This is a genomic window from Frigoribacterium endophyticum, from assembly GCF_011759585.1.
Taxonomy (GTDB): domain Bacteria; phylum Actinomycetota; class Actinomycetes; order Actinomycetales; family Microbacteriaceae; genus Frigoribacterium; species Frigoribacterium endophyticum.
On record NZ_JAAOYV010000002.1, the window covers coordinates 629,787 to 655,017 of the forward strand.

Below are 25,231 nucleotides of genomic sequence, written 5' to 3' on the forward strand. Positions count from 1 at the left end.
CGGAGGAGATCTCACCTCCGGCGTGATGAGTGTGATATTTTGTGTTCCTGCACTGGATATCTTCCACAGGAGAGGCCACCATGTCACCCACGTCCACGCTCGCCGAGCACCGCTCCCCCGACCAGGGCCTCCGCGGTCGCCCCCGCACCCGCCGCCACGTGCTGCGTCGCGAGGGCGTCTCGGATGCCCTCAGCCGTGCGGCGGAGGCCTCGGTCGTCGTGGTGCGCGGGCCCGCCGGCGTCGGCAAGACGACCGCCGTCGCGGCCTGGCTCGACGAGGCGCCGGCCCGGGGCGCCTGGTGGACGGTGCGGGGCGACCAGGCCCTCGCCGACGTCTGGGCGGGCGTGGCCCGACTGCTCGCCCCCACGGTCGGCGACGTCGACGGCGCCCCCCTCGCCGCCCTCGACGAGGTGCTGGGCGGACTGGCCGCCCCGGTCACCGTGGTGCTCGACGACGTCGACCGCCTCGACGACCCGCGGCTCGCGGCCGACGTGGAACGCCTCGTGCTGCGCCACGACCACCTCCACGTCGTGCTGGTCGGCCGCGTGCGGACGGCCTTCGAGCGCGCCGCGGGCGCCGACCTCGACGTCGAGCTCGTCGCCCCCGACGTCTTCGAGCTCGACCGGGGCGAGGTCGCTGCGCTGCTCACGGCCCGCGGGGTCTGCTTCGACGACGCCGCGCTCTCCCTCGTCGACGACGCGCTCGGCGGCTGGGCCGTCGCCGTGCAGCGCCTGGCGCACGAGCTGGCCCTGCAGCCGCGGCGCCTGTGGCGACGCCGCGACCTCGCCCCGCTCGTGGCCCGGCTCGAGGGCGAGCTGGCCGGCGACGTGTCGGCGCAGGCCGAGGCCCTCGTCGGGGCCGACGCGCTCCGGGCCGCCGCCGAGCTCCCCTTCCTCTCGCCCGAGCTGCTCGAGGCCGTCACCGGCGACCGCGACGCCGCGGCCGAGCTGCTCGACGTCGTCGAGCGGTCGGGCGTCGGCGGCTGGACGGTCGTCGGCAGCACCCGGCACCTCGTGCTGGTGCCGGTCGTCCGCCGGGTCCTGCTCGAGCGCCGGGTCGACGAGGCCCAGCGGGAGGAGGCCCGGCGCGTCCAGGTGGCCGGAGCCCGCCAGCTGCTCGACGACGGCGACGCCCGGGAGGCCCTGGGGCTCGCGGCCGCGGCCCACGACTGGCCCCTGCTCGGCGAGGTGCTCGAGCGGCACCACGCCGAGCTGACCCGCGACCACGCCGACGAGGTCCTGGGCGTGCTCGAGACCGTGCCCGAGGGGCCCCTGCGCACCGACCCGTGGCTGCTCTGCCTGCTCGGCAAGCTCTCGGCGTTCCGCGGTCGCAGCTGGCTGGCCGCCGCCGGCACCCTCGCCGCCGCCGACACGGCCGCGCGCGAGCTGCAGAAGGACGCGGGCCCCACCGGCGCCCTCCGGCTCGCCGCGGTGCGCATCGCGGCGCTGCGGCGGGCGGGCAGCGTCGGGAGGGCCGCGGCCCTCGCCCGACGCACCCGGGAGTCGATGGCCCAGCTCCGGGTGCCCCGCACCCCCGAGCTCGCGCGTCGACTGGCCGACGCCCACCTCCAGATCGGCCTCTCGCTCTTCCACGAGGGGGCGTACGACGAGGCACTGCTCGAGTTCGGCGCCGTCGGGCGCCTCGACGAGGCGACCGACCCGGTGCGCCTGCGGGCCCTCGGCACCGCGGCCCTCGTGCACGCCCTCGACGGGCGGCTCGGCGAGGCACGGGCGCTCGTCGCCGCGGCGGAGGGCGACGAGCGCTGGTCGGACTGGCGGCACACGGTCTGGGCACTGCCGGCGCACCTCGCGGCCGGCGTCGCCGCGCTCGACGCGGGCGACGACCGGGAGGCCCGTCGCCGGGTCCGCACGGCGGCCAGCATGCCGGCCTCCGTGGAGGAGTGGCCCGTCGTCGCGTGGCTCACGGCCCTGCGGCACCTGGCCCACGGCGACGGGGCCGCCGGCTTCAGCGTCGTCCGCGACGCGGAGGCCGCCCACCCGCAGGGCGTGGCGAGCAACCACCTGCACGGGCTCCTGACCGCCCTGAAGTCCGACTTCCTCCTGCTCTCGAAGCAGGCGCGCTCGGCCCTCGGCGCCCTGCGGCCCTTCGTCGACGGCCGCGAGTCGGTCGCCGGGGCGCACGCCCGGGCGCTGCTCTTCGCGGGCGCGGCGGCCGACGCCCGGGTCGTCGCCGACCGCATGGTCTGGCGGGGCCGGCTCGCGCCCCGCCCGCAGCTCGAGCTGCAGCTCGTCCGGGCGGTCGCCAGCGGCCGCGTCGGCGACCTCGACGTCGCACGGACGGCGCTCGAGCAGGCCGTCTCGGTGTCGGCCCGCCACGACCTCCGCCTGCCGTGGTGGCTCGTCCCCGCCGAGGAGCTCCGCTCCCTCGCCCGGCAGGCGGGCGTCGACCTCGACCCGGTGCTCGCCGACGCTCCCCGCATCTACTCGAGCGGCCTCACCGTGCCCAAGCTCACGCGACGCGAGGCCGTCGTGCTCGCGCAGCTGCGCGGCGCCGGCTCCGTCGAGGACATCGCCCGCACCCTCGGGGTCTCCCACAACACCGTCAAGAGCCAGGTGCGGAGCCTCTACCGCAAGCTCGGCGTGAGCACCCGGCCGGCGGCCCTCCGCGTCGCCTACGAGTGGCGGCTCCTGGCCCCCGTCAGCCGCGAGCAGGCGGCCACCGCCTCCTAGGCCCGTTCCGCCCGCTCGACGAGCCCCTCGGCCACCAGCTGCGCGACGAAGGCCGACACCTGCTCGCGCACCGCCGCGGGGTCGGCCCCGGGGTGGTCGCGGAGCGACGCGTCGACGAGGTCGTCGACCGCGGCGACGCCGTCGAGCCGCGCCCAGAGCTCCGCCGCCGTGCCCTCGAGCCGGCGGAGCGTGCTGCGGTCGAGCTGAGCGACGACGAGCGCGTCGCCGTCACGGGCGACCGCGGCGCGCGGCGACACGCGGACGACGAGGCGGCCGTCGGCTCCTGAGCCTCCGGGGCCTCCGTCGGGCGGTGCCGCGCGCCCCTCGCCGGGCCCTCGGCCGGTCCCCTCGCCGTCGGTCATCCGGCCATCTTCCCACGCCGCCCGGCCACGGCACGCGGGGTGTCATGCGACATGTCACCCCGGTGAAGGGCGGGGTGACATCTCGGCGGCCGGGGCCCGTCGCACCGCCCGACCCGCGACTCCCGGGGGTGACGGCGCTGCCTACGGTGCACGCCTCTGACACCGACCCCGAGGAGCTGATCACGGTGCCACGCCCCGAGACCCGACCCGCCGCCCACCGCCTGCCCTGGGCCACCGCGACCGAGACCGTCGAGCCCGCCCGGGCGGGCGGCCCGTTCGCGATCGTCGTCGTCTGCCGGGCCAACGAGGCCCGCTCGCCGCTGATCGAGAGGCTGCTCGGCGCGGAGCTCGAGCGCCTCGCCCCCGGCGACTTCCGCGTCACGAGCTGCGGCACCCGGGCCCGGGTCGGCGCCGGCGCCGCGCTCGGCACCCTCGAGCTGCTCCGGTCGCACGGCATCGACGCGGCCGACCACCGTGCCCGGCAGCTGACCCCGGCCGAGCTCGACGACGTCGACCTCGTCGTCACGGCGGAGCGGAGCCACTCCGACCGCGTGCTCGACCTCGCGCCCGGGCTCTTCAAGCGCACCTTCACCTTCCTCGAGCTGGCCGGTCTCGCCGTGCACGCCGAGACCGGCGCCCTCGAGGGCCGGGCGTTCGTCGAGCGGGCCGCCGCCCTCCGCGCCGGCCTCGCCGTCGTCGACGGCCACCGGGCCGACCTCGACGACCCGGTCTCGACGGTCCCCGGCGCGTTCGAGCTGCTCGACCTGCGCACGCAGGACGCGGTGTTCGTCATCGCACGCGCCCTCGCGGGTGCGTCGTGACCGGCACCGTGCCGCCCCGCGACGACGTCGGCCCCGTGACGGACGGGCTGGCGCTCGTCTTCCCGGAGAACGCCGGGGAGCCCGTGTCGCTGCCGCCGCGGCGTCGGCGCAGCCACCAGCCGCACGCCTCGTCGTCGCGCACCCACCCCCGCACCGACGGGTCCCGCGACGCGGGCCCCCGCACCGCCGGGTCCCGCGGCCGGGCGGCCGCGCGCGGCCCCCGTCGCCGACGCGCCCTCCGCCGCCTCACCGCTGTGCTCGTCGTCCTCGTCGGGCTGCCGCTGCTGGCCGGCGCCCTCGTTCAGCTCGGCTGGCGGTCGGGGGTGACCACCTTCGAGGCCGATCCCTTCCCGTCCGGCAGCCGACCCGCGCCTCCGGCCGACGGGGCCCTCAACGTGCTGCTCATCGGCTCCGACAGCCGCGACGGCGACCTCGACGCGGTCGACGAGGCCGGCCCCACGGGTCAGCGCTCCGACACGATGATGCTCGTCAACGTCTCCGGCGACCGCCGCGACGTGACCGTGGTCTCGATCATGCGCGACCTCTGGGTCGACGTGCCGGGGCACGGCGAGGCGAAGGTGAACGCGGCCTACGCCTGGGGCGGCGCGCCGCTGCTCGTGCAGACGGTCGAGCAGCTGCTCGACACCCGCGTGGCCCACGTGGCCCTGGTCGACTTCGAGGGCTTCGCCTCGATGTCGACCGCGCTCGGCGGCGTCGAGGTCGACTCCCCCGTCGCCTTCAGCAGCCGCAACGTGCCGGGCCACGACTTCGCCGCCGGGGCGAACACCGTCGCCGGCGAGCGGGCCCTGGCCTTCGTGCGCGAGCGGTACGCGTTCGCCGACGCCGACCACCAACGCGTGCGCAACCAGCAGGCGTTCCTCCGCGGCGTCGTCGACGGGCTGCTCCGCGACGGCCTCGCCGACCCCGGCCGCCTGGCGTCCTTCGTCAGCACGACGACCCGCTGGGTGACCGTCGACGCCGGGCTCGGCCCCGCCGAGACGACCCGCCTCGGCTACGAGCTGCGCGGCGTCCGGGCCGACGACGTCGCCTTCTTCACCCTCCCCACCGCCGGCGGCGGCGTGCGGGGCGGCGGCCAGTCCGTCGTCCTGCCCGACGAGGCGGCGACGACCGCCGTCTCCGCCGCCCTCGCCGACGACGACCTGCGCCGCTGGAGCGACGCGGCAGACCTCACCCCGGAGCGACCATGACCAGCACCCTCCGGGGCCCGACCACCACGGGCCCCGCCACGACCGACGCGACGACCGCGGTCCGGGCCCGGCCCGCCGACCGACCCGCCGTCCGCCCCACCGAGCCGCGGCCCGAGCGCCCGGCCGAGCGTCCCGCCGAGCGCCCCGCCGACCGCACCCCGCCCCGGGCGCCGGCACCGCGCCTCCCCCGGCGTGCCCTGCCCGTCGTCCCGATGGCCGTCACTGAGGCGGCCGCCCTGCTCGTCGCGACGTCCGCCGCGCAGCTCGCCTGGTTCGGGCGCGGCCCCCAGGGGCTCGCGATCGGCGACGGCGGCGTGGGCTACAGCACCGTCTCGGTGGCCCTCACGGCGGCCTGGACCCTCCTCCTCGTCGTCGTCCGCGCCGACGTCCGACCCGACGACCTCTTCGCGACCGGCACCGCGGCGTTCCGCGACGTGCTGCGCGCGACCGTCGTCGTGGCGGTCGGCGTGAGCCTCTTCTCCGCGGCGACGCAGACGCAGATCTCCCGCGGGTGGCTGCTCGTCGCCGTGCCCGCCGGGCTCGCCGTGCTGCTGCTCAACCGGCTCGCGTGGCGCGCGCACGTCCGGGCGCTGCGGGCCGCCCGGCGCCTCGGCACCCGCACCGTCGTCGTCGGCACGGCCGCCGGCGTGGCCGGCCTCCGCCAGGTCCTCGCCCGCGATGCGTCGTCGGGGCTCGACGTCGTCGCCGAGGTCGTCCTGGACGACCTCGACGACGCCCCGGTGGCCCACGCCGCCCGCACCGCGGAGCTCGTCTCGCTCGTCGAGCGGCGACTGGCCGCCGAGGGCGCGGAGGGCGTGGTCGTCGTCGGCAGCGGGCTCGTCGGCGACGAGTTCGTGCGCCGCCTGTCGTGGGCCCTCGAGGGCGGCGACGTGCAGCTGATCGTGTCGCCGCAGGTCGGCCCGGTGTCGAGCCGGCGCCTGCAGCCCGTGGCCGTCGGCGGGCACCAGCTCATCCGCGTCGACCGGGTCCAGCTCGGCGGGCGCCAGTCGGTGCTCAAGCGCCTGATGGACGTGGCGCTCTCCGCCGTGGGCCTCGTGGTGCTCGCGCCGCTGCTCGCCGGCGTGGCCGCGGCGATCCGCCTGACGTCGCCCGGCCCCGCGGTGTTCCGCCAGACCCGCGTCGGCGTCGACGGCGCCGAGTTCACCCTCTACAAGTTCCGCAGCATGGTCACCGGGGCGGACGCCCTCGTCACCGCCCTCGTCTCCGACGACGACGACGCCCGCGGCCCGCTCTTCAAGATGCGCGACGACCCCCGGGTCACTCGGGTCGGCCGCGTCATCCGCCGGTTCTCGGTCGACGAGCTGCCGCAGCTGGTCAACGTGCTGCGCGGCGACATGAGCCTCGTGGGCCCCCGCCCGCCCCTGCCGCGCGAGGTCGCCGCCTACGACCGCACGGCCCACCGACGCCTGCTGACCCGCCCCGGCCTGACCGGGGCCTGGCAGGTCAGCGGCCGCGCCGACCTCGACTGGGAGGAGGGGCTCGTGATCGACCTCCTCTACGTCGAGAACTGGACCCTCGCGGGCGACCTCGCCATCCTCGGCCGCACCGTCGGCGCCGTCCTCCGAGCACGGGGGGCCTACTGATGTCGCTCGTCACCGCGCCCCTGCTGCGCGTCGGCGCCCGGGGCACGCACCTCGACGGGCAGCCGCTCTTCCGGGGCGGCCCCGACGAGCTCCTCGACGCGATGGAGGCGCTGGTCGCCTCGGGCGGCCGCCACCTGGTCATGACCCCGAACGTCGACCAGGTGCTGGCCCTCCGCACTGACCCGCGCACCGCCGCCGCGCACCGTGCCGCCTCCCTGCGGATCGCCGACGGCGCCCCCCTCGTCGGCCTCGCCCGTCTGCTCGGCGACCAGCACATCCAGCGGCTCACGGGCGCCGACCTCCTCGGCGACGTCGTCGCCCGGGCGGCGCGGAACGGCTGGCGCGTCGCGATCGTCGGGGGCGCCGAGGGCGTCAGCGACGACGCGGCGGCCAGGCTGAGGGCGTCGTCGCCGGGCGTCCGCCTCGTCACCGTGCCCTTCCCGTTCGTGCGCTCGGTCGACGACGCCGGGTGCAGAGCCGTCGCCGACGCGCTGCGCGTCGAGCGGCCCGACGTCGTCTTCGCCTGCCTCGGCTCGCCGAAGCAGGAGGCCTGGTTCCTCGAGTGGCGCGACCGCCTCCCCCCGGGCGTCTACGTCGGCGCCGGCGCCGCCGTCGAGTTCGCGGCGGGCACCCGGGCGCGTGCCCCGCGCCTCGTGCAGCGCCTCGGCGGCGAGTGGCTCTGGCGGCTCGCCCAGGAGCCGCGCCGCCTGGCGCACCGCTACCTCGTGCGCGGCCCGGCCTTCGTCGGCGTCGTGCTGGGCTCGCTCCTCGCGGCCCGCGGGCGGCGCTCGTGAGCGCGCCCCGGGTCACCGTCGTCTCGGCCGTGCACCGGCCGGGCCCCCACCTGCCCGCCTTCCTCGCCCGGCTCGACGGCTGCCTCGCCGAGGGCGCGCAGGTCGTCGTCGTCGACGACGCCTCCGGGGACGGCACCGGGGAGGCGCTGGTCACGTGGGCCGCGTCACGCCCGTCCGCCGTCGTGGTCGTCGCCGACGAGAACGCGGGCGTCGCCCGCAGCCGCAACCGGGCGCTCTGCCACGCCGTCGGCGACTTCGTGTGGTTCGTCGACCACGACGACGAGTGGGAGGACGACGCGCTCGCCGTCCTCACCGCCGCCACGGGCGACGACGACGGCGAGCGCGTCGACGTCGTCTGGTGCCGGGCCGACCACCGACGGGCGGCCGGGGTGCCCGGCAAGGTCGTCGACGGCCTCGCCGAGCACCGGACGGTGACCGGCGACGTCGCCCTCGCGCTCCTCCTCGACCGCCGGGTCGACGGGTTCCTCTGGTCGAAGCTGCTGCGACGCCGGCTGCTCGGCGACGCGCCCTTCCCCGAGCTGACCTCGCAGAGCGACGTCGCGGGGGCGGCGGCGGTGCTGGCCCGCGCCTCCCGGGTGCGGTTCGTGCCCGAGGTGCTCTACCACTGGACCCACCGCCCGGGGTCGATCACGAGGGTCTCGACGCCGCGGCTCGCCAACCTCGAGCGGGCGCACGACCTCGTGCTGGCGGCGGCCCGGGCCCGGGGCGGCGCGGCCGCCGACGAGCGCGTGCGCCAGCGCTTCACCACGACCTTCCTCTGCCTGGCGCTCGTCGCCCTGCCCGTGCGCCTGGGCGCCCCCGCGGCGGTGCGGCGGGAGGGGCTCCGACGGGCCCGGCACGCCCTCGACGGCGTCGACCTCGGCGCGGTGCGACGACGCGACCCCCTGGCCTGGGGCGTGCTCCGGGGCGCCCTCGTGGCGCCCGCCGCGACGACCGCGGCGCTCCGCGTGCTGTACGCCGCGCACGACGTGAGGGGCCGTGCCCGGCTCCGGCTCGGGGCCGCCGCCCGGGCACGCGGAGCGGTCCACCCGGGGTGAGACCCGGGGTGAAAGCCCCGTCCGCCCCGGGGCCCGCCCGCCCCGCGCCCCCGGGCATCGGCCCGCAGCGGGCCGCCGGGGCGCCCGGCCGCAGGCGGTAGGAACGACCCGGCGCCCGCCTCCGGACGCCCTCCGGCCCCCGGCCGGCACCCGCCCCCGCGACACCAGCAGCACCGCCACCGCGACAGGAGAAGCCCGTGGACCGACCCGACACCGAGCCCCGCCCCAGGACCCTCGACCTGCAGGACTACCTGCGCATCGTGCGGTCGTACTGGCTGGGCGCCTTCCTCATCGTGCTGCTCGGCGTGACCGCCAGCGCCGGCTGGACCCTCACCCAGACCCGCGTCTACGAGTCGAGCGCGTCCGGCGTCGTGCGGGTGGCGGCCGGGGGCGACGCCAACCTCGCCTTCGCCGCCGACCAGCTGGCGAAGTCGCAGGCGCAGTCGTACGTCGAGCTCGGCGGCTCGCTCGCGGTGGCCGAGTCGGCCGCGGCGGCGCTCGGCGGAGCGGCGTCGCCGGCGTCGCTGCTGGGGCGCGTGACCACCTCGCTGCCCGAGGACACGGCCATCATCACCGTCACCTCCCGCGGCTCGACCCCGGCCGACGCCGCGGCGCTGACCGACGCCTGGCTCGCCGCGATGGGCGAGCAGATCGCCGCGATGCAGGAGGAGAGCACCGACACGGGCTGCTCGGCCACGTCGTTCGTCGCGCTCTCGTCGGCGTCGGTGCCGACCTCGCCCGCGTCGCCGAACGTGGAGGTGGCCCTCCTGCTCGGCGGGCTCTCGGGCCTCCTGCTCGCCGGCGTCTACCTGCTCGTCCGCAACACGCTCGACCGCCGGATCCGCTCCGCGGCCGAGGTGGAGTCGCGGTTCGGCGTGGGCGTGATCGGCACCATCCCGCAGAACGACGCGCTGGCAGAGCACGGCGGCCTCGTCGCGGCGCTGCCGAACGCCACCGCCGACGACCGGCACGTGAACTTCGCCATGTCGGAGGCGCTGCGCGAGCTCCGCACCAACCTCGCCTACGTCAAGGTCGACGCCCAGCCGCGGGTGATCGTGATGACGAGCCCGCAGCCCGGGGACGGCAAGTCGACGCTGGCGGCCAACCTCGCGGAGTCGCTCGCCGTGTCGTCCGACCAGCGGGTCGTCGTCATCGACTGCGACCTGCGTCGGCCGACCCTCTCGAAGGTGCTCGGCGTCTCCGAGGGCGCGGGCCTCACCGACGTGCTCTCCGGCCGGGCGCAGCTGCACCAGGTCATGCAGCAGACCGAGGCCGCGTCGAACCTCTGGGTGGTCGGCGCGGGGCGCATCCCCCCGAACCCGAGCGAGCTGCTCGGGTCGAAGACCTTCCAGGACCTCGTCTCGACCCTCGCCGAGCACGCGACCGTCATCCTCGACGCTCCCCCGGTGCTCGCCGTGACCGACGCCGCCGTGCTGGCGGCCAAGGCCGACGGCGTGCTGATGACCGCCTCGGCCGCGCGCACCACCTTCGACCAGCTCGACCGGGCGCTCCAGCTCGTGACGCGCGGCGGCGGCGACGTGCTCGGCGTCGTGCTGAACCGCGTGCCCACCAAGGGCCGCGACGCCCGCGAGTACGGCTACTTCGGCGGCAGCTACTACTACTACGAGGGCGACGTCGGCACGGGCGGGGAGGTCGGGCCCGGCGCGGGCTCCGGCCCGGTGGCTCCCTCGCCCGAGGCCGTGACGGCCCCCGCGCCCGTGGTCGCCGCGACGCCGGCGGCGACCCCGGAACAGGCACAGGCACCGGCTCCGGCTGCGGCTCCGGGTCCGGCCCGCGTCCCCGCCTCGCCCGGGGCCCCCGCCTCCCCCGCCGAGGCCGCCGAGGTCCCCGAGGCCCCCGGCGGCGCGCTCACCCGTCGCGAGATCCGCGAGCGCGAGCGCACGCGGTGACCGGGCCGGCCGTCGTCGTGGCCGCCGCCCCCGTCGTCGAGCTGGCCCACGCCCTCGTCGCCGACGTGGCCGGCGGCGTCGGCCTGCGGGCCCTCGTCGTCAAGGGCGACGGGGCCGCCCACCACGGCCTCCGGCCGCCCCGCGTCAGCGCCGACGTCGACGTCCTGCTCCGCGGCCGGGACGACGCCGCCCGGTTCGGGGCGGAGCTGGCACGACGGGGCTGGCGCACCCGCCCCGCCGACGCCGACCTCACGGCCTTCCCCCGCCACTCCGAGACCTGGTTCCACCCGGGCTGGAGCTGCGACCTCGACGTGCACCACCGCTTCCCGGGGCTCGACGACGACCCCGGGGCGGCGTTCGACGCCCTCTGGGCCCGCCGCGTGGTGCTCGACCGGGCCGGCCGCGACGTCGCGGTGCCCGGCCGGGTCGACACCCTCCTCGTGCTGGCCCTGCACTGCCTCCGCAGCCCCTGGGTCGAGCGCCACGCCGACGAGCACGACCGCCTGGTCGAGCACGCGCGGGCGCTCCCCGTCGCGGAGCTCGTCGACGCCGCGCGTCGCCTGCGCGCCCTCGCGCCGCTGCGCCCCTTCGTCGAGGAGGCCGCGGGTCCGCTCGACCTCGCCTGGGGCGCCCCGTCCGCGGAGTGGCGGCTGCGCACCCGGTCGGCCTCGCCCCTGACGCGTCGGCTCGTGGCCTTCCGCGACGCCGGCGCCCGCGAGCGGCTGCACGCCGTGCGCCTCGCGCTGCTGCCGCCGCGGGCGACCCTCGTGAAGGACGGCCTCGGCGCCGACCTCCGGGGCGTCGACCTGCTGCGCGCCTACGTCGTGCGCTGGGCGCGGGGCCTGCGCGGGCTGCCCGTGGCCTGGCGCGACGCGCGGCACGGCTGAGGCCCCGCCGGTCGCCTCAGGCGGCGAGCGCCGGGCGGCGGTCCTCGCGGGCCGGGTCGTCCTCGACGCTCGCGTCCTCGCGGTCCCGGCCCTGCTGCTCCGCGCGGTCCGACGCGGCCAGCGCCGCGGCGCCCGGCAGGGCGAAGAAGAGCGACATCAGCACGCCGACCCCGAGCCAGACGACGAGGTCGAAGGAGGCGCCCATGCCGAGGAAGAGCACGACCACGGCGCGGGTCAGGCGGTCGCCGCGGGCGAAGGTCACCACGGCGACGAGCAGGAAGGCCGACAGCCCCAGCACCCCCGTGGTGCCGAGCAGGTACACGTAGAAGTTGTCGACGACCTCGAGCCCGAAGGTCAGCCGGATGTGCCCGTCGCGGAACAGCCCGACCTCGCTGCCGAAGCCGGTGCCCCAGAGCGACTCCGCGAGCGGCCGGGCCAGCAGGGCGGGCACCGCCTGCACCGACTCGAGGCGGTGCACCCACGAGCCCGAGGCGAGCAGGTCGTCGACGATCTCGGAGAGGCCGAGGTCGAGCAGCAGCACCCCGCTGCCGACCACCGCCGCGATCGCGACGTTGCGCAGCCACGCGGCGAGCCGCGACCGGAGGAGGAGGTGCACGCCGACGGCCACGACGAGGCAGGCCGCGATGCTCCTCGTGCCCGAGAGCAGCACGCCGCCCGCGCACACGGCGAGCAGGGCCCACCGGGCCCGGCCGGAGAGGTGCCACGGGTCGGCCCAGACGAGGAGGACGGCGAGCCCCTCGAGCAGGCCGAGGATGATCGGGTGGCCGAGGGTGCCCTGCACCCGGTCGACGGCGTCGCCGAGGAAGGGGTTGAGGCGCGTGCCGCCGCGGAGGCCCCACAGCAGCGGCTCGCCGACCGCCAGCTCGGCCAGGGCGAGGCCGACCTGGACCACCGCGACCGCGACCACGGCGCCGAGCACGAGGTGCACCTCCCGACGGGTGAGCTGGCCGGCGACGAGCGCGACGACGACGGCGAGCCCGAAGTACGCGACGAGACGGGGCACCGAGTACGTCCCCGCGACGAGCGCGCCCACGGCGAGCCAGGCCCAGAGGCCGGAGACGAGCAGGAAGGGCACGCCGCCGACGCGCCGCTCGAGGCCGCCGCGCGCCAGGGCCACGAGGAGGAGCACCGCCGAGGAGGCGAAGCCGGCCACCCACGCGGCGGGCGGTGCGCTGTTGTTGCCGACGGCCACGACGACGGCGACGGTCACGGCGAGCGCCGCCGCACGGACGCACCAGGCGGGCACGACGAGGAGGAAGACGGCGAGCACCAGCAGGCCGGCGCTCGCGAGCAGGAGGAGGGTCATCAGCATGGGGCGGTCTCCGTTCGGGAGGGGCCATCGCACCACGTCGCCCGGCCGCCGCCGGGCCCTCCGCCCGCCTCCGCGGGGCCGGGCGGCGCCCCTTCCACCCCGCGCTTCGCCCGGGGTGAGCGCCGGGATGAAGCGCCGCGCCGGCGGCCCCGTCAGCGCCCGGGGCGACCGGGGGAGGCGGTCGTCACGCCCCGCAGGATCACCGGGTGTCGATCACCCGAGGAGGACCCGTGACCCGCTCCGTCGCACCCGCACCCGCACCCGCCCCCGCCGCCCCGCGCCCCGCACGCCCGGCCCCGCACCTCGCGCTCCGCTTCCGCCCCGACGTCGAGGGGCTCCGGGCGCTCGCCGTGCTGCTGGTGCTCGCCGACCACCTCGTCGGCGCCCCCTCCGGCGGGTTCGTCGGCGTGGACGTCTTCTTCGTCCTCTCCGGCTTCCTCATCACCGGGCTCCTGCTGCGGGAGGCCGAGACCACCGGGCGCGTCGACCTGCTGGCCTTCTACCTGCGGCGCACCCGCCGCATCGTGCCGGCCGCGCTGCTCGTCGTGGTCGTCACCGTCGTCGCGTCGGCCCTCGTCCTGCACCGCGTCGGCGCCCTCCGCGTGCTCGGCGACGGGGTCGCGTCGGTGCTCATGGTGCAGAACTGGCACCTGGTGCGGCGCGGGGTGAGCTACTTCGGCGGCGACGGCACCGGCTCGCCCCTGCTGCACTACTGGTCGCTCGCCGTCGAGGAGCAGTTCTACGTGCTCTGGCCCTGGCTGTTCGTGGTCTGGGCCTGGTCACGTCGGCGTGCGCGACGGCGCACCGCGTCCGGGTCGACGACGCCCCGCCCGGGCACCGGGCGCCCAGCGCTGATGGTGGTCGTGCTCGCGGCGACCGCCGCCTCGTTCGGGGCCTCCGTCGCGGAGACCGAGCTGCGCCAGGGCTGGGCCTACTTCTCGTTCCAGTCGCGCGCCTGGGAGCTGGGCGTGGGGGCGGCCGTCGCCGTGGCGGCCCCCGCCCTCGCCCGGGCGGGCCGGGCCGGGCGCACCGTGCTCTGGTCGGGCGGCCTGCTCGCGATCCTCGCGTCGGCCGTGCTCGTCGGCCCCGAGCACGCCTTCCCCGGCGTCGCCGCGCTGCCGGTCGTGCTCGGCACCGCCGCCCTGCTCGCCTCGGGAGGTGCCTCCGGCGGGCGGCGCCTCGCCCCCGTCGTCCTGCTCGACAACCCGCCGATGCGCTGGCTCGGCCGCGTCTCGTACTCCCTCTACCTCTGGCACCTGCCCGTGTTCGTCCTGCTCTCGGCCGTGTGGCCCGACCGCGGCCTCGCCGTCGCGGGGCTCGCGGCCACGCTGTCGGTCGGCCTCGCCGCCCTCACCCACCGGTTCGTCGAGCAGCCCCTCCGCCACAGCGCCGTCGGGCGGCGTGGCGGCTCGGCCGACCCCCGGGCGGAGTCGCGGGCAGGGTCGCGCGCGGAGGCCCGGACGGAGGCGCGGCGCCGGTCGCACGGCTTCCTGGCCGGGACGACGGTGGCGGTGGCGGTGCTCGGCCTCTCCGCCGTGCAGCTCGTCGGCCCGGCGACGTTCCCGCTGCCCGCGCGGGCTCCTGCGGAGCGTGCCGCCGCCACACCGTTCCCCGATGAGGCCGCCCTGCGCGCCGCCGTGCAGGAGGCGGCGGACGCGGAAGGCTGGCCGGCCCTCTCGCCGTCGCCGGACGACGTGTCGCCGGCCGACGGCGCGGCCGCCTCGGCGGGCCCCGGCTGCCTCGTCGACCCGGTGGGCGCCTCCCCCCGGTCCGTGGCGGAGGCCGCGGCGTCCTGCACCGCGGGCGCCGAGCACGCCGAGCGCACCGCCGTCGTGCTCGGCGACTCCATCGCGACCAGCTGGCTGCCGGGGATCACCGGGGCGCTGGTGCCGGAGGGCTGGAGGGTGGTCGGTCAGGGCCTGCAGAGCTGCCCCGCCGTCGACGTGCGCACGACCGACCGGCTCGAGCGCGCCTCCTTCGCCGGCGACTGCACGGCCGCCCGCGACGCCGCCGTGGAGCGCGTGGTGGCCGAGGCCCCCGACCTCGTCGTGCTGTCGAGCTCCCTCGGCGCGTACCAGCGGCTGACCGGGCGGGGCGACGAGGCCGACGCGGCGGGAGCCTGGCGGGAGGGCACGGCCCGCACCGTGGCCGAGCTCGCGGCGACCGGAGCGACCGTCGTCGTGCTCAGCTCGCCGCCCGAGTCCGCGCCCGCCGCGGAGTGCGCCGTGCGCCCCCGCGGGCCCGTGACGTGCCTCAGCACGCCCTCCCGCGCGTGGGTCGACAAGACGGCCGCGGAGCAGGAGGCCGTGGCCGGCCTCGCCGACGGCTCGACGCCCGGGGCGCCGCTGCGCGCCCGGTTCGTCGACACGACGCCCTGGACGTGCACGGACGAGCTGCGCTGCCCGGCCTTCGTCGGCGACGGCCTGGTCAAGGTCGACGCCGGGCACCTCGCGGAGCGGTGGTCGGCCTCGCTGGCGCTCGTCCTCCGGGCGGCCCTGCTCGACGGGGCGGGTGACGCCCGGTGAGCGGGCTCACGACGGGGCCCGACGGGGTCGGCCCGGCCGGCGGCGAGGGGCCCGGGGCGGCGCTCCGCGTGGTCCACGTGCTCGACTCGTTCACGACCGGCGGCGCCCAGGCGGTCGCCGTGCAGCTGAGCACCTGGCTCGTCGCACGCGGCGCCGAGGCGCACCTGCTCGGCGTCGACGGCCCGCTGGCCCCGGACGCCCGACGGGCCCTCGGGCCGGCGCGCGTGCACGTGCGCCCAGGGACGGTCGCCGTCGGGGGCTCCGTCGGGCGCTTCGTCGCGGGCCTGCGCGCACTCGACCGGGCCTGCCGTGAGGTCCGCCCCCACGTCCTCCACGCGCACCAGCGCCGCGAGGCCCTGCAGTGCCTCCTGGTCGGCGCGCGGCACGGCGTGCCCGTCGTCGAGCACGCCCACACCTACCTGCCCCGCGCCGGCCTCCGGGCATTGTCGTTCCGGAGCGCCGCCGTGTTCGCGGTCAGCGACCACGTCGGGGCGATGATCGCCGACCGGTTCGGTCGTCGAGACGGCGTCCTCGTCGTCGGCAACGCACCGGCCCGGACGACCGACCGGTCCGTGCTGCCCGTCCCGCCGCCGGGCGACCGCCCGCTGCGGATCGTCGGCCTGGGCCGGCTCGTCGAGCAGAAGGACCCGCTCCGCTTCGTCCGCGTGGTGGCGGCGGCGGCCCGGGTCGTCGACGTCGAGGCGGTGTGGCACGGCGACGGTCCCCTGCTCGACGAGGCCCGGGCGCTCGCCTCCCGCCTCGGGGCGCCCGTCGTCTTCGCCGGCCACGCCGACGACGTGCCGGCGAGGATCGACGCGGCCGACGCCCTGCTCATGACCTCGGCCTGGGAGGGGCTCCCCCTCGTGGTGCTCGAGGCCTTCGCCCGGCACCGGCCCGTCGTCGCGACGGCGGCCTCGGGCGCGCCCGGCGCGCTGGGCGACGGCCGCGCGGTGGTCGTGCCCGACGACGCCGACGACGAGACCGCGGCCCGCCTGCTGACCACCGCCCTCGCCGACCGGGCGAGGACGACCGAGCAGGTCTCCCTCGCCGCCGGGTGGCTGGCCCGCCGGGCCACCCCCGACGCCGTCTTCGGCCCCGTGCTGCGGACCTACGATGAACTGCGGCGCCGCGCCGCACCGAGAGGGCGACGACCGTGAGCCACCAGACCGACCCCGCCGACCTCGACGCCCTCGACGCCCTGACCGTCACCGCGATCGGCTGCCGGGTGGTGGTCGGGCTCGTGGGCCTCGACGCCGGGCAGCGCGCCGACCTCGCGACGTCGTGGGCGTGGTGCGAGCCCGTCCTCGAGCGTCGACCCCGCTCGGAGTGCGACGCCGTGGCCGTGCTCGGCGGCGGCGCAGCCGACGACGCCGACGCCGACGGCCCCGCCGACGGGCCCGTGCTCGTCGTTGCCGACGCGCTCGACCAGCTCGCGGAGACCGTCACGACCGTGGTCACGCAGCTCGCCATCGACCAGCGCCGTGACGACCTCCTCCTGCTGCACGCCGGCGGCGTCGCCGACCCCGTCACGGGCGCCGTCGTCGCGTACGTGGCCCCGTCCGGGCACGGCAAGACGACCGCCTCCCGCGCCCTCGGCCGCACCCTCGGCTACGTGACCGACGAGACCGTCGCCGTCGACGACGACGGCCTGGTGGTGCGCTACCCCAAGCCCCTCTCGGTGCGGGGCCCGGCCGCGCCGGGGACGTCGCGGCCCAAGGCGCAGGTCTCGCCCGACGCGGCGGGGCTCCGACGCGCTCCCGACGGGCCCCTGACGCTCGCGCGCGTCGTGCTGCTCGACCGCGCCCCCGCCGCGACCGAGGTGACGGTCGGCCCGATCGGCCTCGCCGAGGCCGCCGCCCGGCTCTTCCCGCAGATCAGCTACCTCGGCGCCCGCAGCCGCCCGCTGCGCCGGCTGCAGGCCCTGCTCGAGCGCACCGGCGGCCTGCTCGTCGTGCGCTACGCCGAGGCCGCGACCCTCGAGTCGGCCGTGCGCGAGCTGCTCGCCGTGTCGGCACCGGCCGCGACGCCGGGGGGCGAGGGCCCCGGGGAGGCGACGGTCGGGCTCGACGCGCACCGCGCCTCCCCGGGGGCGCCGGGCCCGACGCACGGCGGGGGCGTCCTCGCCGCGACGGCGGTGGACGACTGGGTGGCCGACGGGGGCTCCGTCGTGGTGCTGCACCGCGACTCCCTGCGGACCCTCTCGGGCATCGGCGTCGCCGTGTGGCACGCGGCCCGGGCCGGCCGCACGCTCGACGAGGCCGTGGCCGCCGTCGTGCGCGAGCACGGCCTGCCGGGCGACGGGCCCGAGGCGGTCGCCCGGGCCCGCGAGCTCGTGCTGGCCGCCGTCGCCGAGCTCGTCGCCGCCGGCCTCGTGCGTCAGCGCTGACCGGGCGGCCGCGACCGCGGCACCGTCAGCGTCAGCGTCAGCGTCAGCGTCAGCGGCGAGCGCCGCGGCGACGCCCGGCGGCCGCGGTCACGGCCGCGGCGAGCGCGCCGTCGAGGCCCCCGAACTCCGCCCGCACGTAGGCGTCCAGTCGTGCACGGGCCCCGCCGACCGCGCCCGGCCGCCGCTCGGCCAGCCCCTCGACCACCCGCGCCAGCGCCTCCGGGTCGGCGGCGGGCACGGTCACCAGCTGCCCCCCGACGAGGTCGCGCAGCTCGTCGAGCGCCGCGCTCTCGCGCGTGACGACGACGCGCCCGGCCGCGAGCCCCTGCCAGACCTTGTTGGCGATCACCGAGCCCGCCTTCTCGGAGTCGCCGAACAGGCCGAGCACGACGTCGTGCTCGCCGATCAGCTCGCCGAGGCGCTCCGGGCTCGTGGCCGGCAGGAAGGCGACGCGGTCGCCGACGCCGAGCTCCGCCGCGAGGGCCGCGGCGTCGGCCTCGCCCCCGGCCCGGTCGGCGCTGCCGACGACGGTCAGGGCGACGTCGGACCGTCGCGTCGCCGCGAACCCGCGGACGATCGTCGGCACGCCGTGCAGGGGCAGGAACGACCCGTAGAAGAGCAGGCGGAGGCGCGGGTCGGCCCTCAGGGGCCGCTCGCGCGCCCAGGTCGGCGCTCCCACCGGCAGCGACAGGACGGTCGCGCGCGGGTGCCGCCGGCCGAGGTGCTCGGCCCGCACCCGTGTGTCGACGAGCGCGACGTCGGCGGCGCGGACGGCGACCCGGTCGACGAGCGCCCAGAGCAGCGCACGCGGAGACCACGGGGCCCGGAAGCCCTGATCGCCCACGAGGGTCTCGTGCTTGCCGATGAACACGTCGACGACCAGGGGCAGGCGGCGCACCCGGGCGACGACCCACGCCGCGGCGACGAAGTCGAGCGACATCTCGGAGACGAGCACGACGTCGGCCGCCCGCGAGCGCACGACGAGCGCCCGGAGGTCGACGAGCTGGCGCCTCGGGCCTCGGGCCCGCTCGTGGAGGTCGACGCGGTGGCCGCGGGCCTCGAGGTGCTCGCGCACGCGGACGTTGCGGGGGTAGCCCGGGTCGTGCACGCGCCACTGGAGCACCCGGAGCCCGGCGCCGGTCGCCGTGCCGTGCCCGTCGCCGCCCGCCCCGGCCCCGAGCGCCTGTGCGGCCGAGCGTCCGCGCCGCTCCGCGACGGCCCGCCCGAGCGACCGCAGCTGCACGACGAGCACGGCCGCCTCGGCGACCACCTCGCCCGCGAGGGCACCGACGACGCCGCCCTGATGGCCCAGCAGCAGGATGAGCGGAACGCCGACGAGCGCCCCGACGAGCGCGCTCCGCGCGAGCCCCCGCACCTCCCCCACCACGACGAGCGCGATGCCGCCGACCGCCCGCGACAGGCTCACGACCACGACGAGGGTCGCGCTGATCGCGGCCTCGCGGTGGCCGAGCGTCGCGACGCCGGAGAACACGACGGCGGACAGCCACGGGCCGGCCACGGTCAGCACGACGCCCGCCGCGGCCCCGACCAGGCCGTTCACGACGATCGCGACGCGGGCACGGTCGAGCCGGTGCTCGACGCCGGCCGGGGCCCCGACCCAGCCCTGGAGCGCGTTCGGCACGGCCTGCAGGCCGGAGAGCAGCATGCGCTGCAGCCGCTCCGCCGCGGCGAAGACGGCGGTCACCGAGGTGCCCGCCACCGCGCCCACGAGCACCACCGGGAGGGCGATGTAGGCGGCGCTCAGCGCGCGCCCGGTGAGCGCGTGGCGCTGCCCGGCGAGGGCGCTGAGCACGCGCCGGTGCGTCAGCCCGGCCGCGTGCCGGGGCCGCACCCCGACGACCGCGAGCCCGACGACCGGGCAGACGACCGAGGGCAGCAGGCACGCCGCGACGAACCACCAGAGCGACCCGCCGAGCGACACGGCCAGGGCCGCGACCACCATCGCGGCTATGCGCGGCCCCGCCTCGACGGCGAGCACGAGCGACGGGCGCCCCGTGCCGATGAAGAGCCAGGTGGCGTTGAGGCTGCTGAGGGCGCCGCCCGCCGCGATCAGCAGCGCCTCGGCGGGGTGGCGGGGCACGAGCAGGGCGACGGCGAGGGCGACCACCGCGAGCGTCGGCACCGCCGCGACGAGCTTGGTCACCGTCACGAGCGCGAGGAGGCGGCGGCGCGCCTCCGGGCCCTGTCGCGCCGCTCGCTGGGTGCCGGTGAGGCCCCAGCCGAGCTCGACGACGACGGCCGCGGCGGCGCCGAGCGACTGGGCCACGGCGACGCTGACCCACGCCCCCTGCCCGAAGGCGGCCGTGATCGCGGGGAGGACGAGCAGGGGCGCGACGGCGGTGAGCAGCGGCAGGGCGACGAAGCCGCCGAGCCGGGCCGCGGCGGACGAGACCGGGCCGCGCGCCCCTCCGCGTCCGGGAGCGGGCGGGTGAGGGGCGGGAGGTGCAGGAGGCGCGGCGGGCGCGGGGCGGTCGGCGGCGGTCGGGTCGGGCATCGGGGCACCTCGGTCGGGGACGGTCCTCGGCGGGACGGGACGGAGCAGGACTCCCAGGGTGCGACTCCCCCGTCACGCGCCCCGCGGGCTCGGGCCTGGCCCCGCGGCCCCGGCCCCGCGACCTCACCCCGGCCTTCACCCCGGGACGCCGCGAGCCCCCCACCCGGGTCGGGCAGGGGGCTCGGGTCGCTCCGAGGCCGCGGTGGCGGCGGGTCGGCCGGGAAGGCGGCCTACGCGGGCACGGTGCCCACGAAGAGGTGCGTGCTGCCGTCGGGGGCGCCGCCGATGGCCGTGGCCGGCAGGACGGTCGGGTTCGCCCCGCTGCCGAGCTGCCATGCTCCGCGGTTGTCGGTCGCGATGTACGAGTGGCCCCAGACCTCACCGGTCGCGGTCACCATCGTGTAGGCGATCTGCGGGTCCTCGCCGGCGCGGTGGGCGCTGGCCGCCGAGATGCCGACGACGGCGCCCGTCGCGCCCTCGGCCTTGCGCGCGATCGGGTCGAAGCCGTCGCCGTACGACCAGGCGCGCCAGAGCTGGCCGCCCTTGGCGTAGTAGTGCACGCTGCCCGTCGCGTTGCCGCCGATCGCCGTCGCGGGCCGCACGGCGCCGTCGACGCCCGTGTCCTGGAGCTCCCAGGGCACCTCGTTGGCGAGCGTGCTCGCCGAGGCCCACAGCTGGCCGGTGCTGGTGATCGCCGTGGCCGCGAGCTGGCCCGCCATCTCCGGGTGGTAGGCGTCGACCGCGTCGATCTGCACGACGGCGCCGTCGACGCCGTCGAGCTGGCGCTCGGGCGAGGCCGCCGAGGCCGCGGTGCTCGTGACGAGCCAGAGCTGGCCGTCCTTGACGTAGCGGTGCTGGCTCGTGCCGCCGGGGCCGCCGACCGTGGTGGCCGGGCGGACCGACGACGAGGCGCCGGTGTCGACGAGCCGCTGACTCGTGCCGGTGTTGAACGACGCGAAGGCCCAGACCTGGCCGGTGCTCGTGACGGCCGTGAGGGCGAGGGGGGTCGACGCGCCGGAGACGTGGCCGTTCGCGGCGGAGACCTGGGCCACCGAGCCGGTCGCGCCGGTGAGGAGGCGGTTCGGGCCCGCGCCGGTGCCGGCCCCGCCGTACCACCAGAGCTGGCCGTCCTTGACGTAGAGGTGGTAGCTCCAGCTGCCCGTGTAGCCGATGGCCGTGGCGCCCTCGACCGCGGGGTCGGCCCCGGTGTCGACGAGGCCCCAGCCGGCGCCGGCGCCCCGGGTCGCGCCCAGCGCCCAGACCTCGCCGGTCGTGGTGACCGCCGTGTAGGCGACCTGGCCCGGCTGGCCGGGCAGGGTCACGGTCGCGGCGGAGACGTGCGCGATGTTCCCCGTCGCGTCGGGGATCTGCCGGGCGGCCGGCTGGTCGCCCGTGCCCGCCGTGACGGGGACGAGGAAGAGGCCCTCCTGCACGACCGTGACGGTGGCGGTGACGGGCGCGACGCCGGCTACCGTGGCCGTGAGGGTGACGACGCCTCCCTCGGCGGCGCTCGCGACGAGGCCGGTGGCGACCGCCACTCCCGCGGCGTTCGTCACCGTCGTCCAGGTGGTCGAGCCGCCGAACGAGGCGGGGCCGGTGACGGTCAGGGTGACGGTCTCGTTCGCGAGCGGGACGCCGTTCTGCGAGAGCACGAGCACGCTGGCGTCCGACAGGTCGGAGCCGAGCGCCCGCGGCAGCTCGTTCGAGAAGCCGATGGTGGCGCGGGCGTTCGACGACGCGGCGTGGGCGGGGGTCGCGAGGGCGATGCTCACGACGGGCACGGCCCAGGCCGCGGCGGTGACGACGGAGCGGCGCGAGGGCCCGGCGTGCCCCTCGACGACGGACGGCGGGGCGGCCGGGTTCACGGGCAGGGAGCGATGACGATCGGTCACGGTGGGGAGTCCTCTTCGTAAGGGGGGTCGACGACGACCAGACGTCTCCCGTCTGGCTCGTGTCGGCACCCTGGACCCTCCGCCGGGGCCGGTCACCGCGACTCCCGCGCCCCCGCGCCGCCGGCGCACCGACATTTCACCCGCTCCGTCACCTGGCGGCGACCCGCGGACGGCAGGAGTCGCGGCGCCGGCGGCGGGGCGCGGTCAGGCGCGCGGCGGCCCGGCGCTCTCGCGGACGACGAGGTGGGTCGGCACGATGCGGTCGGCCGAGGGCTCCTGCCCCTCGAGCATCTCGAGCAGCACGTGCATCGACCGCAGCCCGATCTCGCCGAAGTTCTGGTGCACGGTCGTGAGCGGCGGCCAGAACGAGCCGGACTCCTCCGAGTCGTCGAAGCCGACCACGCTGACGTCGCCGGGGATGGAGCGGCCGAGCTCGTGCAGCGCGTGCATCACCCCGAGCGCCATCTGGTCGTTCGCCGCCACGACGCCGGTGACGTCGTCGCGACGACCGATCTCGAGGCCGATGCGGTAGCCGGAGGCGGTGGTCCAGTCCCCGCCGAGGGGCGCCTCCGGCTCGAGCCCCGCGTCGCGCATCGTGTCGAGCCACGACGTCGCGCGGCGCGTGGCCGAGTACGAGGTGGCGGGCCCGGCCACGTGCACGACGCGGGTGTGGCCGAGGTCGAGCAGGTGCCGGGTGGCGAGGCGCATGCCCTGCTCTTGGTCGGTGTCGACGACGACGTACGGGTCGCCGGCGTCGGAGTCGATGATGACGACGGGCAGGCCGACCGGGACGATGAGGTCGGCGCGGTCGAGCATCTGGGCCTCGATGATGATGACGACGCCGTCGACCGCCTCCTCCTGCAGGCGGCTGAAGGCGCCGGCGACCTCGCCCTCGGTGGGGTGCGCGACCGGCATGAGGGTGATCGTGTAGCCCGCGCCCGAGGCGGCCGTGACGATGGCGTCGAGGGTCTTCATGTTGCCGAGGGTCGAGAGCGTGAACATGATGACGCCGATGCTGCGGAAGCGACCGGTCTTCAGCGCCCGGGCGGCGCTGTTCGGCCGGTAGCCGAGCTCGGCCATCGCGTCGAGCACCCGCTGCCGGGTGCCCGCCTCGACGTTGGCAGCGCCGTTCGACACCCTCGAGACCGTCTGCGACGACACCCCGGCGCGCGCCGCGACGTCCGCCATCGAGACGGTGCGCGTGCGGGAGGGGCGCCGGTTGCTCGACTTGACGATCGGCGTCGAAGGTGTCATGGTTGCGAGCATCCCAGATGTTTACGCAAACACCCAATCAGTGGCTGCGAGACGAACCCCGACGAAGTGGATGGACATGACGACGTTGTCGACACCGGCAGCCCGGCCGAAGGCCGACGCGGCCCCGAGCCCCGTGGGCGGCGGCGCCCCGATCCGTCGTGACAAGCGTCGCTGGACGGGCTGGGGCTTCGTCCTCCCCTTCCTCGCCGTCTTCCTCGTGGTGCTCGTCGCCCCGGTCGTCTACGCGATCTACCTCAGCCTGTTCCAGGAGAAGATGATCGGCGGCAACGCCTTCGTCGGCATCGCGAACTACGCGCAGGCCCTCGGCGACCCGAACTTCTGGGACGCCCTCGGCCGCGTCGCGCTCTTCCTGGTCGTGCAGGTGCCGATCATGCTGATCATCGCCCTGGTCGCCGCGTTGGCCCTCGACTCGGCCCGGCTGCACCTCACGTCGTTCTTCCGCATCGCGATCTTCCTGCCCTACGCCGTCCCCGCCGTGGTCGCCGCCCTCATGTGGGGCTTCATCTACGGCAACCGCTTCGGGCTCGTCGGCAACCTCGAGGACCTCACGGGGTGGGCGCTCCCCGACCTGCTCTCGCAGGGCTGGATCCTCGCGTCGATCGGCAACATCGTCACGTGGGAGTTCGTCGGCTACAACATGCTGCTGTTCTACGCCGCCCTCCGCGTCATCTCGCCCGACCTCTACGAAGCCGCCGAGCTCGACGGCGCCGGACCGCTCCGCATCGTGAAGAACATCAAGCTGCCCGCCATCCGCGGGGCCATCGTGATCGGCATCATCTTCTCGATCATCGGCAGCTTCCAGCTCTTCAACGAGCCGAACATCCTGCAGACGCTCGCGCCGAACTCGATCAGCACGTACTTCACCCCGAACATGTACGCCTACAACCTCTCGTTCGCAGGCCAGCAGTTCAACTACTCCGCCGCGATCGCGATCATCATGGGCGTCCTGACGATGGTCGTCGCCTACGTGGTCCAGCTCGTCGGCTCGCGGAAGGACGCCTGACCATGTCGACCCTCACCGGTTCCCCCCTCGCGGCGCCCGACGCCGGCACCCCGACCGTGACCCCGACGCGCGAGACGCGCGACCGCAAGCGCCGCGCCGGCGCCCCGCGCGACAAGCGCAGCGTGCTGCTCACGCTCGTCATGGCGCTGCTGCTCATCTACTCGGTGCTGCCCCTCTTCTGGCTCCTGGTCAACTCGACCAAGACGCAGGAGGCCCTCTTCAGCTCGTTCGGCCTCTGGTTCAGCGGCGACTTCGCCCTCTTCGACAACATCGCGGGCGTCTTCACCTACGGCGACGGCGAGTTCATCCGCTGGCTCGGCAACACGCTCCTCTACGTCGTCGTCGGCGCCGGCGGCGCCACGCTGCTCGCCACCCTGGCGGGCTACGGGCTGGCCAAGTTCGACTTCCCCGGCAAGAAGGCCGTCTTCGCCGTCGTGCTCGGCGCCGTGGCCATCCCCGGCACGGCCCTGGCCGTGCCGACCTTCCTCATGTTCAGCCAGATGGGCCTGACGAACACCCCGTGGGCGATCATCCTGCCCTCCCTGATCAGCCCCTTCGGCCTGTACCTGATCTGGACGTACGCGGTCGACTCCGTGCCGAACGAGATCCTCGAGGCCGCCCGGATGGACGGCTCCAGCGAGGTCCGCACCTTCTTCACGATCAGCCTGCGCCTCCTCAGCCCCGGCCTCATCACGGTGCTGCTCTTCTCGATCGTCGCGACCTGGAACAACTACTTCCTGCCGCTGATCATGCTGAGCGACTCGCGCTGGTACCCGCTGACGGTCGGCCTGAACCAGTGGAACGCCCAGTCGACCACCGTCGGCGGCGACCCGATCTACAACCTCGTCATCACCGGGTCGTTCCTCGCGATCATCCCGATCGTGGTCGCGTTCCTCTTCCTCCAGCGCTACTGGCAGTCCGGCCTGTCGGCCGGCGGCGTCAAGGCCTGACGCCGTCGCGGCCCGCGC

At 76.9% G+C, this 25,231-nt stretch carries 18 protein-coding genes; 13 read left to right on the plus strand and 5 right to left on the minus strand.

The genetic code is table 11. The annotated features are described in order from the left end of the window. Positions 1 to 80: 80 nt before the first annotated feature. Positions 81 to 2,690 carry a LuxR family transcriptional regulator gene (locus FHR77_RS10240; protein ID WP_167260066.1) on the plus strand — a complete coding sequence of 870 codons (2,610 nt, stop codon included), beginning with the start codon at positions 81 to 83 and terminating at the stop codon, positions 2,688 to 2,690. On the opposite strand, the gene FHR77_RS10245 is transcribed toward FHR77_RS10240, so the two are convergent. Continuing rightward, a complete protein-coding gene (locus FHR77_RS10245; protein ID WP_167260067.1) occupies positions 2,687 to 3,052 on the minus strand; it encodes a PqqD family protein in 366 nt (121 codons plus the stop codon). The genes FHR77_RS10240 and FHR77_RS10245 overlap by 4 nt on opposite strands. A gap of 128 nt (positions 3,053 to 3,180) precedes the next feature. Between FHR77_RS10245 and FHR77_RS10250 the strand changes: the two genes are divergently transcribed. The 7 genes from FHR77_RS10250 (at position 3,181) to FHR77_RS10280 (ending at position 11,334) form a co-directional block, all read left to right on the plus strand. Beyond that, positions 3,181 to 3,873, plus strand: coding sequence for an arsenate reductase/protein-tyrosine-phosphatase family protein (locus FHR77_RS10250; RefSeq protein WP_167260069.1), 693 nt, complete (start codon positions 3,181 to 3,183; stop codon positions 3,871 to 3,873). After that, positions 3,870 to 5,081: an LCP family glycopolymer transferase gene (locus FHR77_RS16625; protein ID WP_167260071.1), complete on the plus strand. Its 1,212-nt coding sequence runs from the start codon at positions 3,870 to 3,872 to the stop codon at positions 5,079 to 5,081. The genes FHR77_RS10250 and FHR77_RS16625 overlap by 4 nt, the downstream gene beginning before the upstream one ends. Further along, entirely contained in the window at positions 5,078 to 6,685 is a 1,608-nt protein-coding gene (locus FHR77_RS10260; RefSeq protein WP_167260073.1) for a sugar transferase, read from the plus strand. Before FHR77_RS16625 ends, FHR77_RS10260 begins: the two co-directional genes overlap by 4 nt. Next, the gene (locus FHR77_RS10265) at positions 6,685 to 7,479 is read left to right on the plus strand and encodes a WecB/TagA/CpsF family glycosyltransferase (RefSeq protein ID WP_167260075.1); all 795 of its coding nucleotides are present in this window, start codon (positions 6,685 to 6,687) and stop codon (positions 7,477 to 7,479) included. The genes FHR77_RS10260 and FHR77_RS10265 overlap by 1 nt, the downstream gene beginning before the upstream one ends. Further along, entirely contained in the window at positions 7,476 to 8,537 is a 1,062-nt protein-coding gene (locus FHR77_RS10270; protein WP_167260076.1) for a glycosyltransferase, read from the plus strand. The genes FHR77_RS10265 and FHR77_RS10270 overlap by 4 nt, the downstream gene beginning before the upstream one ends. A gap of 197 nt (positions 8,538 to 8,734) precedes the next feature. Further along, positions 8,735 to 10,447, plus strand: a complete 1,713-nt coding sequence (locus FHR77_RS16630; protein ID WP_167260078.1) for a polysaccharide biosynthesis tyrosine autokinase — start codon at positions 8,735 to 8,737, stop codon at positions 10,445 to 10,447. Next, positions 10,444 to 11,334 carry a nucleotidyltransferase family protein gene (locus FHR77_RS10280; RefSeq protein ID WP_167260080.1) on the plus strand — a complete coding sequence of 297 codons (891 nt, stop codon included), beginning with the start codon at positions 10,444 to 10,446 and terminating at the stop codon, positions 11,332 to 11,334. The genes FHR77_RS16630 and FHR77_RS10280 overlap by 4 nt, the downstream gene beginning before the upstream one ends. 16 nt (positions 11,335 to 11,350) lie before the next feature. On the opposite strand, the gene FHR77_RS10285 is transcribed toward FHR77_RS10280, so the two are convergent. Further along, positions 11,351 to 12,667 (minus strand): O-antigen ligase family protein, encoded by a 1,317-nt coding sequence (locus tag FHR77_RS10285; RefSeq protein ID WP_167260082.1) that lies wholly within the window; start codon positions 12,665 to 12,667, stop codon positions 11,351 to 11,353. Positions 12,668 to 12,897: 230 nt separating this feature from the next. Between FHR77_RS10285 and FHR77_RS16635 the strand changes: the two genes are divergently transcribed. Genes FHR77_RS16635 through FHR77_RS10300 form a run of 3 tightly spaced genes read left to right on the plus strand, consistent with a single transcriptional unit; the run spans position 12,898 to position 17,578 of the window. Continuing rightward, complete coding sequence (locus FHR77_RS16635; protein WP_167260084.1) at positions 12,898 to 15,192, plus strand: acyltransferase family protein; 2,295 nt, start codon at positions 12,898 to 12,900, stop codon at positions 15,190 to 15,192. Beyond that, positions 15,189 to 16,349, plus strand: a complete 1,161-nt coding sequence (locus FHR77_RS16640; protein ID WP_208380785.1) for a glycosyltransferase — start codon at positions 15,189 to 15,191, stop codon at positions 16,347 to 16,349. The genes FHR77_RS16635 and FHR77_RS16640 overlap by 4 nt, the downstream gene beginning before the upstream one ends. Beyond that, positions 16,346 to 17,578 carry a hypothetical protein gene (locus tag FHR77_RS10300; protein WP_167260086.1) on the plus strand — a complete coding sequence of 411 codons (1,233 nt, stop codon included), beginning with the start codon at positions 16,346 to 16,348 and terminating at the stop codon, positions 17,576 to 17,578. Before FHR77_RS16640 ends, FHR77_RS10300 begins: the two co-directional genes overlap by 4 nt. 49 nt (positions 17,579 to 17,627) lie before the next feature. On the opposite strand, the gene FHR77_RS10305 is transcribed toward FHR77_RS10300, so the two are convergent. The 3 genes from FHR77_RS10305 to FHR77_RS10315 all read right to left on the minus strand — a co-directional run bounded on the left by FHR77_RS10305 (position 17,628) and on the right by FHR77_RS10315 (position 23,239). Beyond that, a complete protein-coding gene (locus tag FHR77_RS10305; RefSeq protein WP_167260089.1) occupies positions 17,628 to 20,093 on the minus strand; it encodes a hypothetical protein in 2,466 nt (821 codons plus the stop codon). Between the two features lie 230 nt (positions 20,094 to 20,323). Then, positions 20,324 to 21,985, minus strand: a complete 1,662-nt coding sequence (locus FHR77_RS10310) for an Ig-like domain-containing protein (protein ID WP_167260091.1) — start codon at positions 21,983 to 21,985, stop codon at positions 20,324 to 20,326. Between the two features lie 204 nt (positions 21,986 to 22,189). Next, positions 22,190 to 23,239, minus strand: a complete 1,050-nt coding sequence (locus FHR77_RS10315) for a LacI family DNA-binding transcriptional regulator (RefSeq protein ID WP_208380787.1) — start codon at positions 23,237 to 23,239, stop codon at positions 22,190 to 22,192. A 76-nt stretch (positions 23,240 to 23,315) separates the two neighbouring features. Here FHR77_RS10315 and FHR77_RS10320 point away from each other — a divergent pair, with 76 nt between their 5' ends. Together FHR77_RS10320 and FHR77_RS10325 are read left to right on the plus strand one after the other, a co-directional pair. Further along, positions 23,316 to 24,263: a carbohydrate ABC transporter permease gene (locus tag FHR77_RS10320; protein ID WP_167260095.1), complete on the plus strand. Its 948-nt coding sequence runs from the start codon at positions 23,316 to 23,318 to the stop codon at positions 24,261 to 24,263. A 2-nt stretch (positions 24,264 to 24,265) separates the two neighbouring features. After that, positions 24,266 to 25,213 (plus strand): carbohydrate ABC transporter permease, encoded by a 948-nt coding sequence (locus FHR77_RS10325; protein WP_056056922.1) that lies wholly within the window; start codon positions 24,266 to 24,268, stop codon positions 25,211 to 25,213. Positions 25,214 to 25,231: the final 18 nt, after the last annotated feature.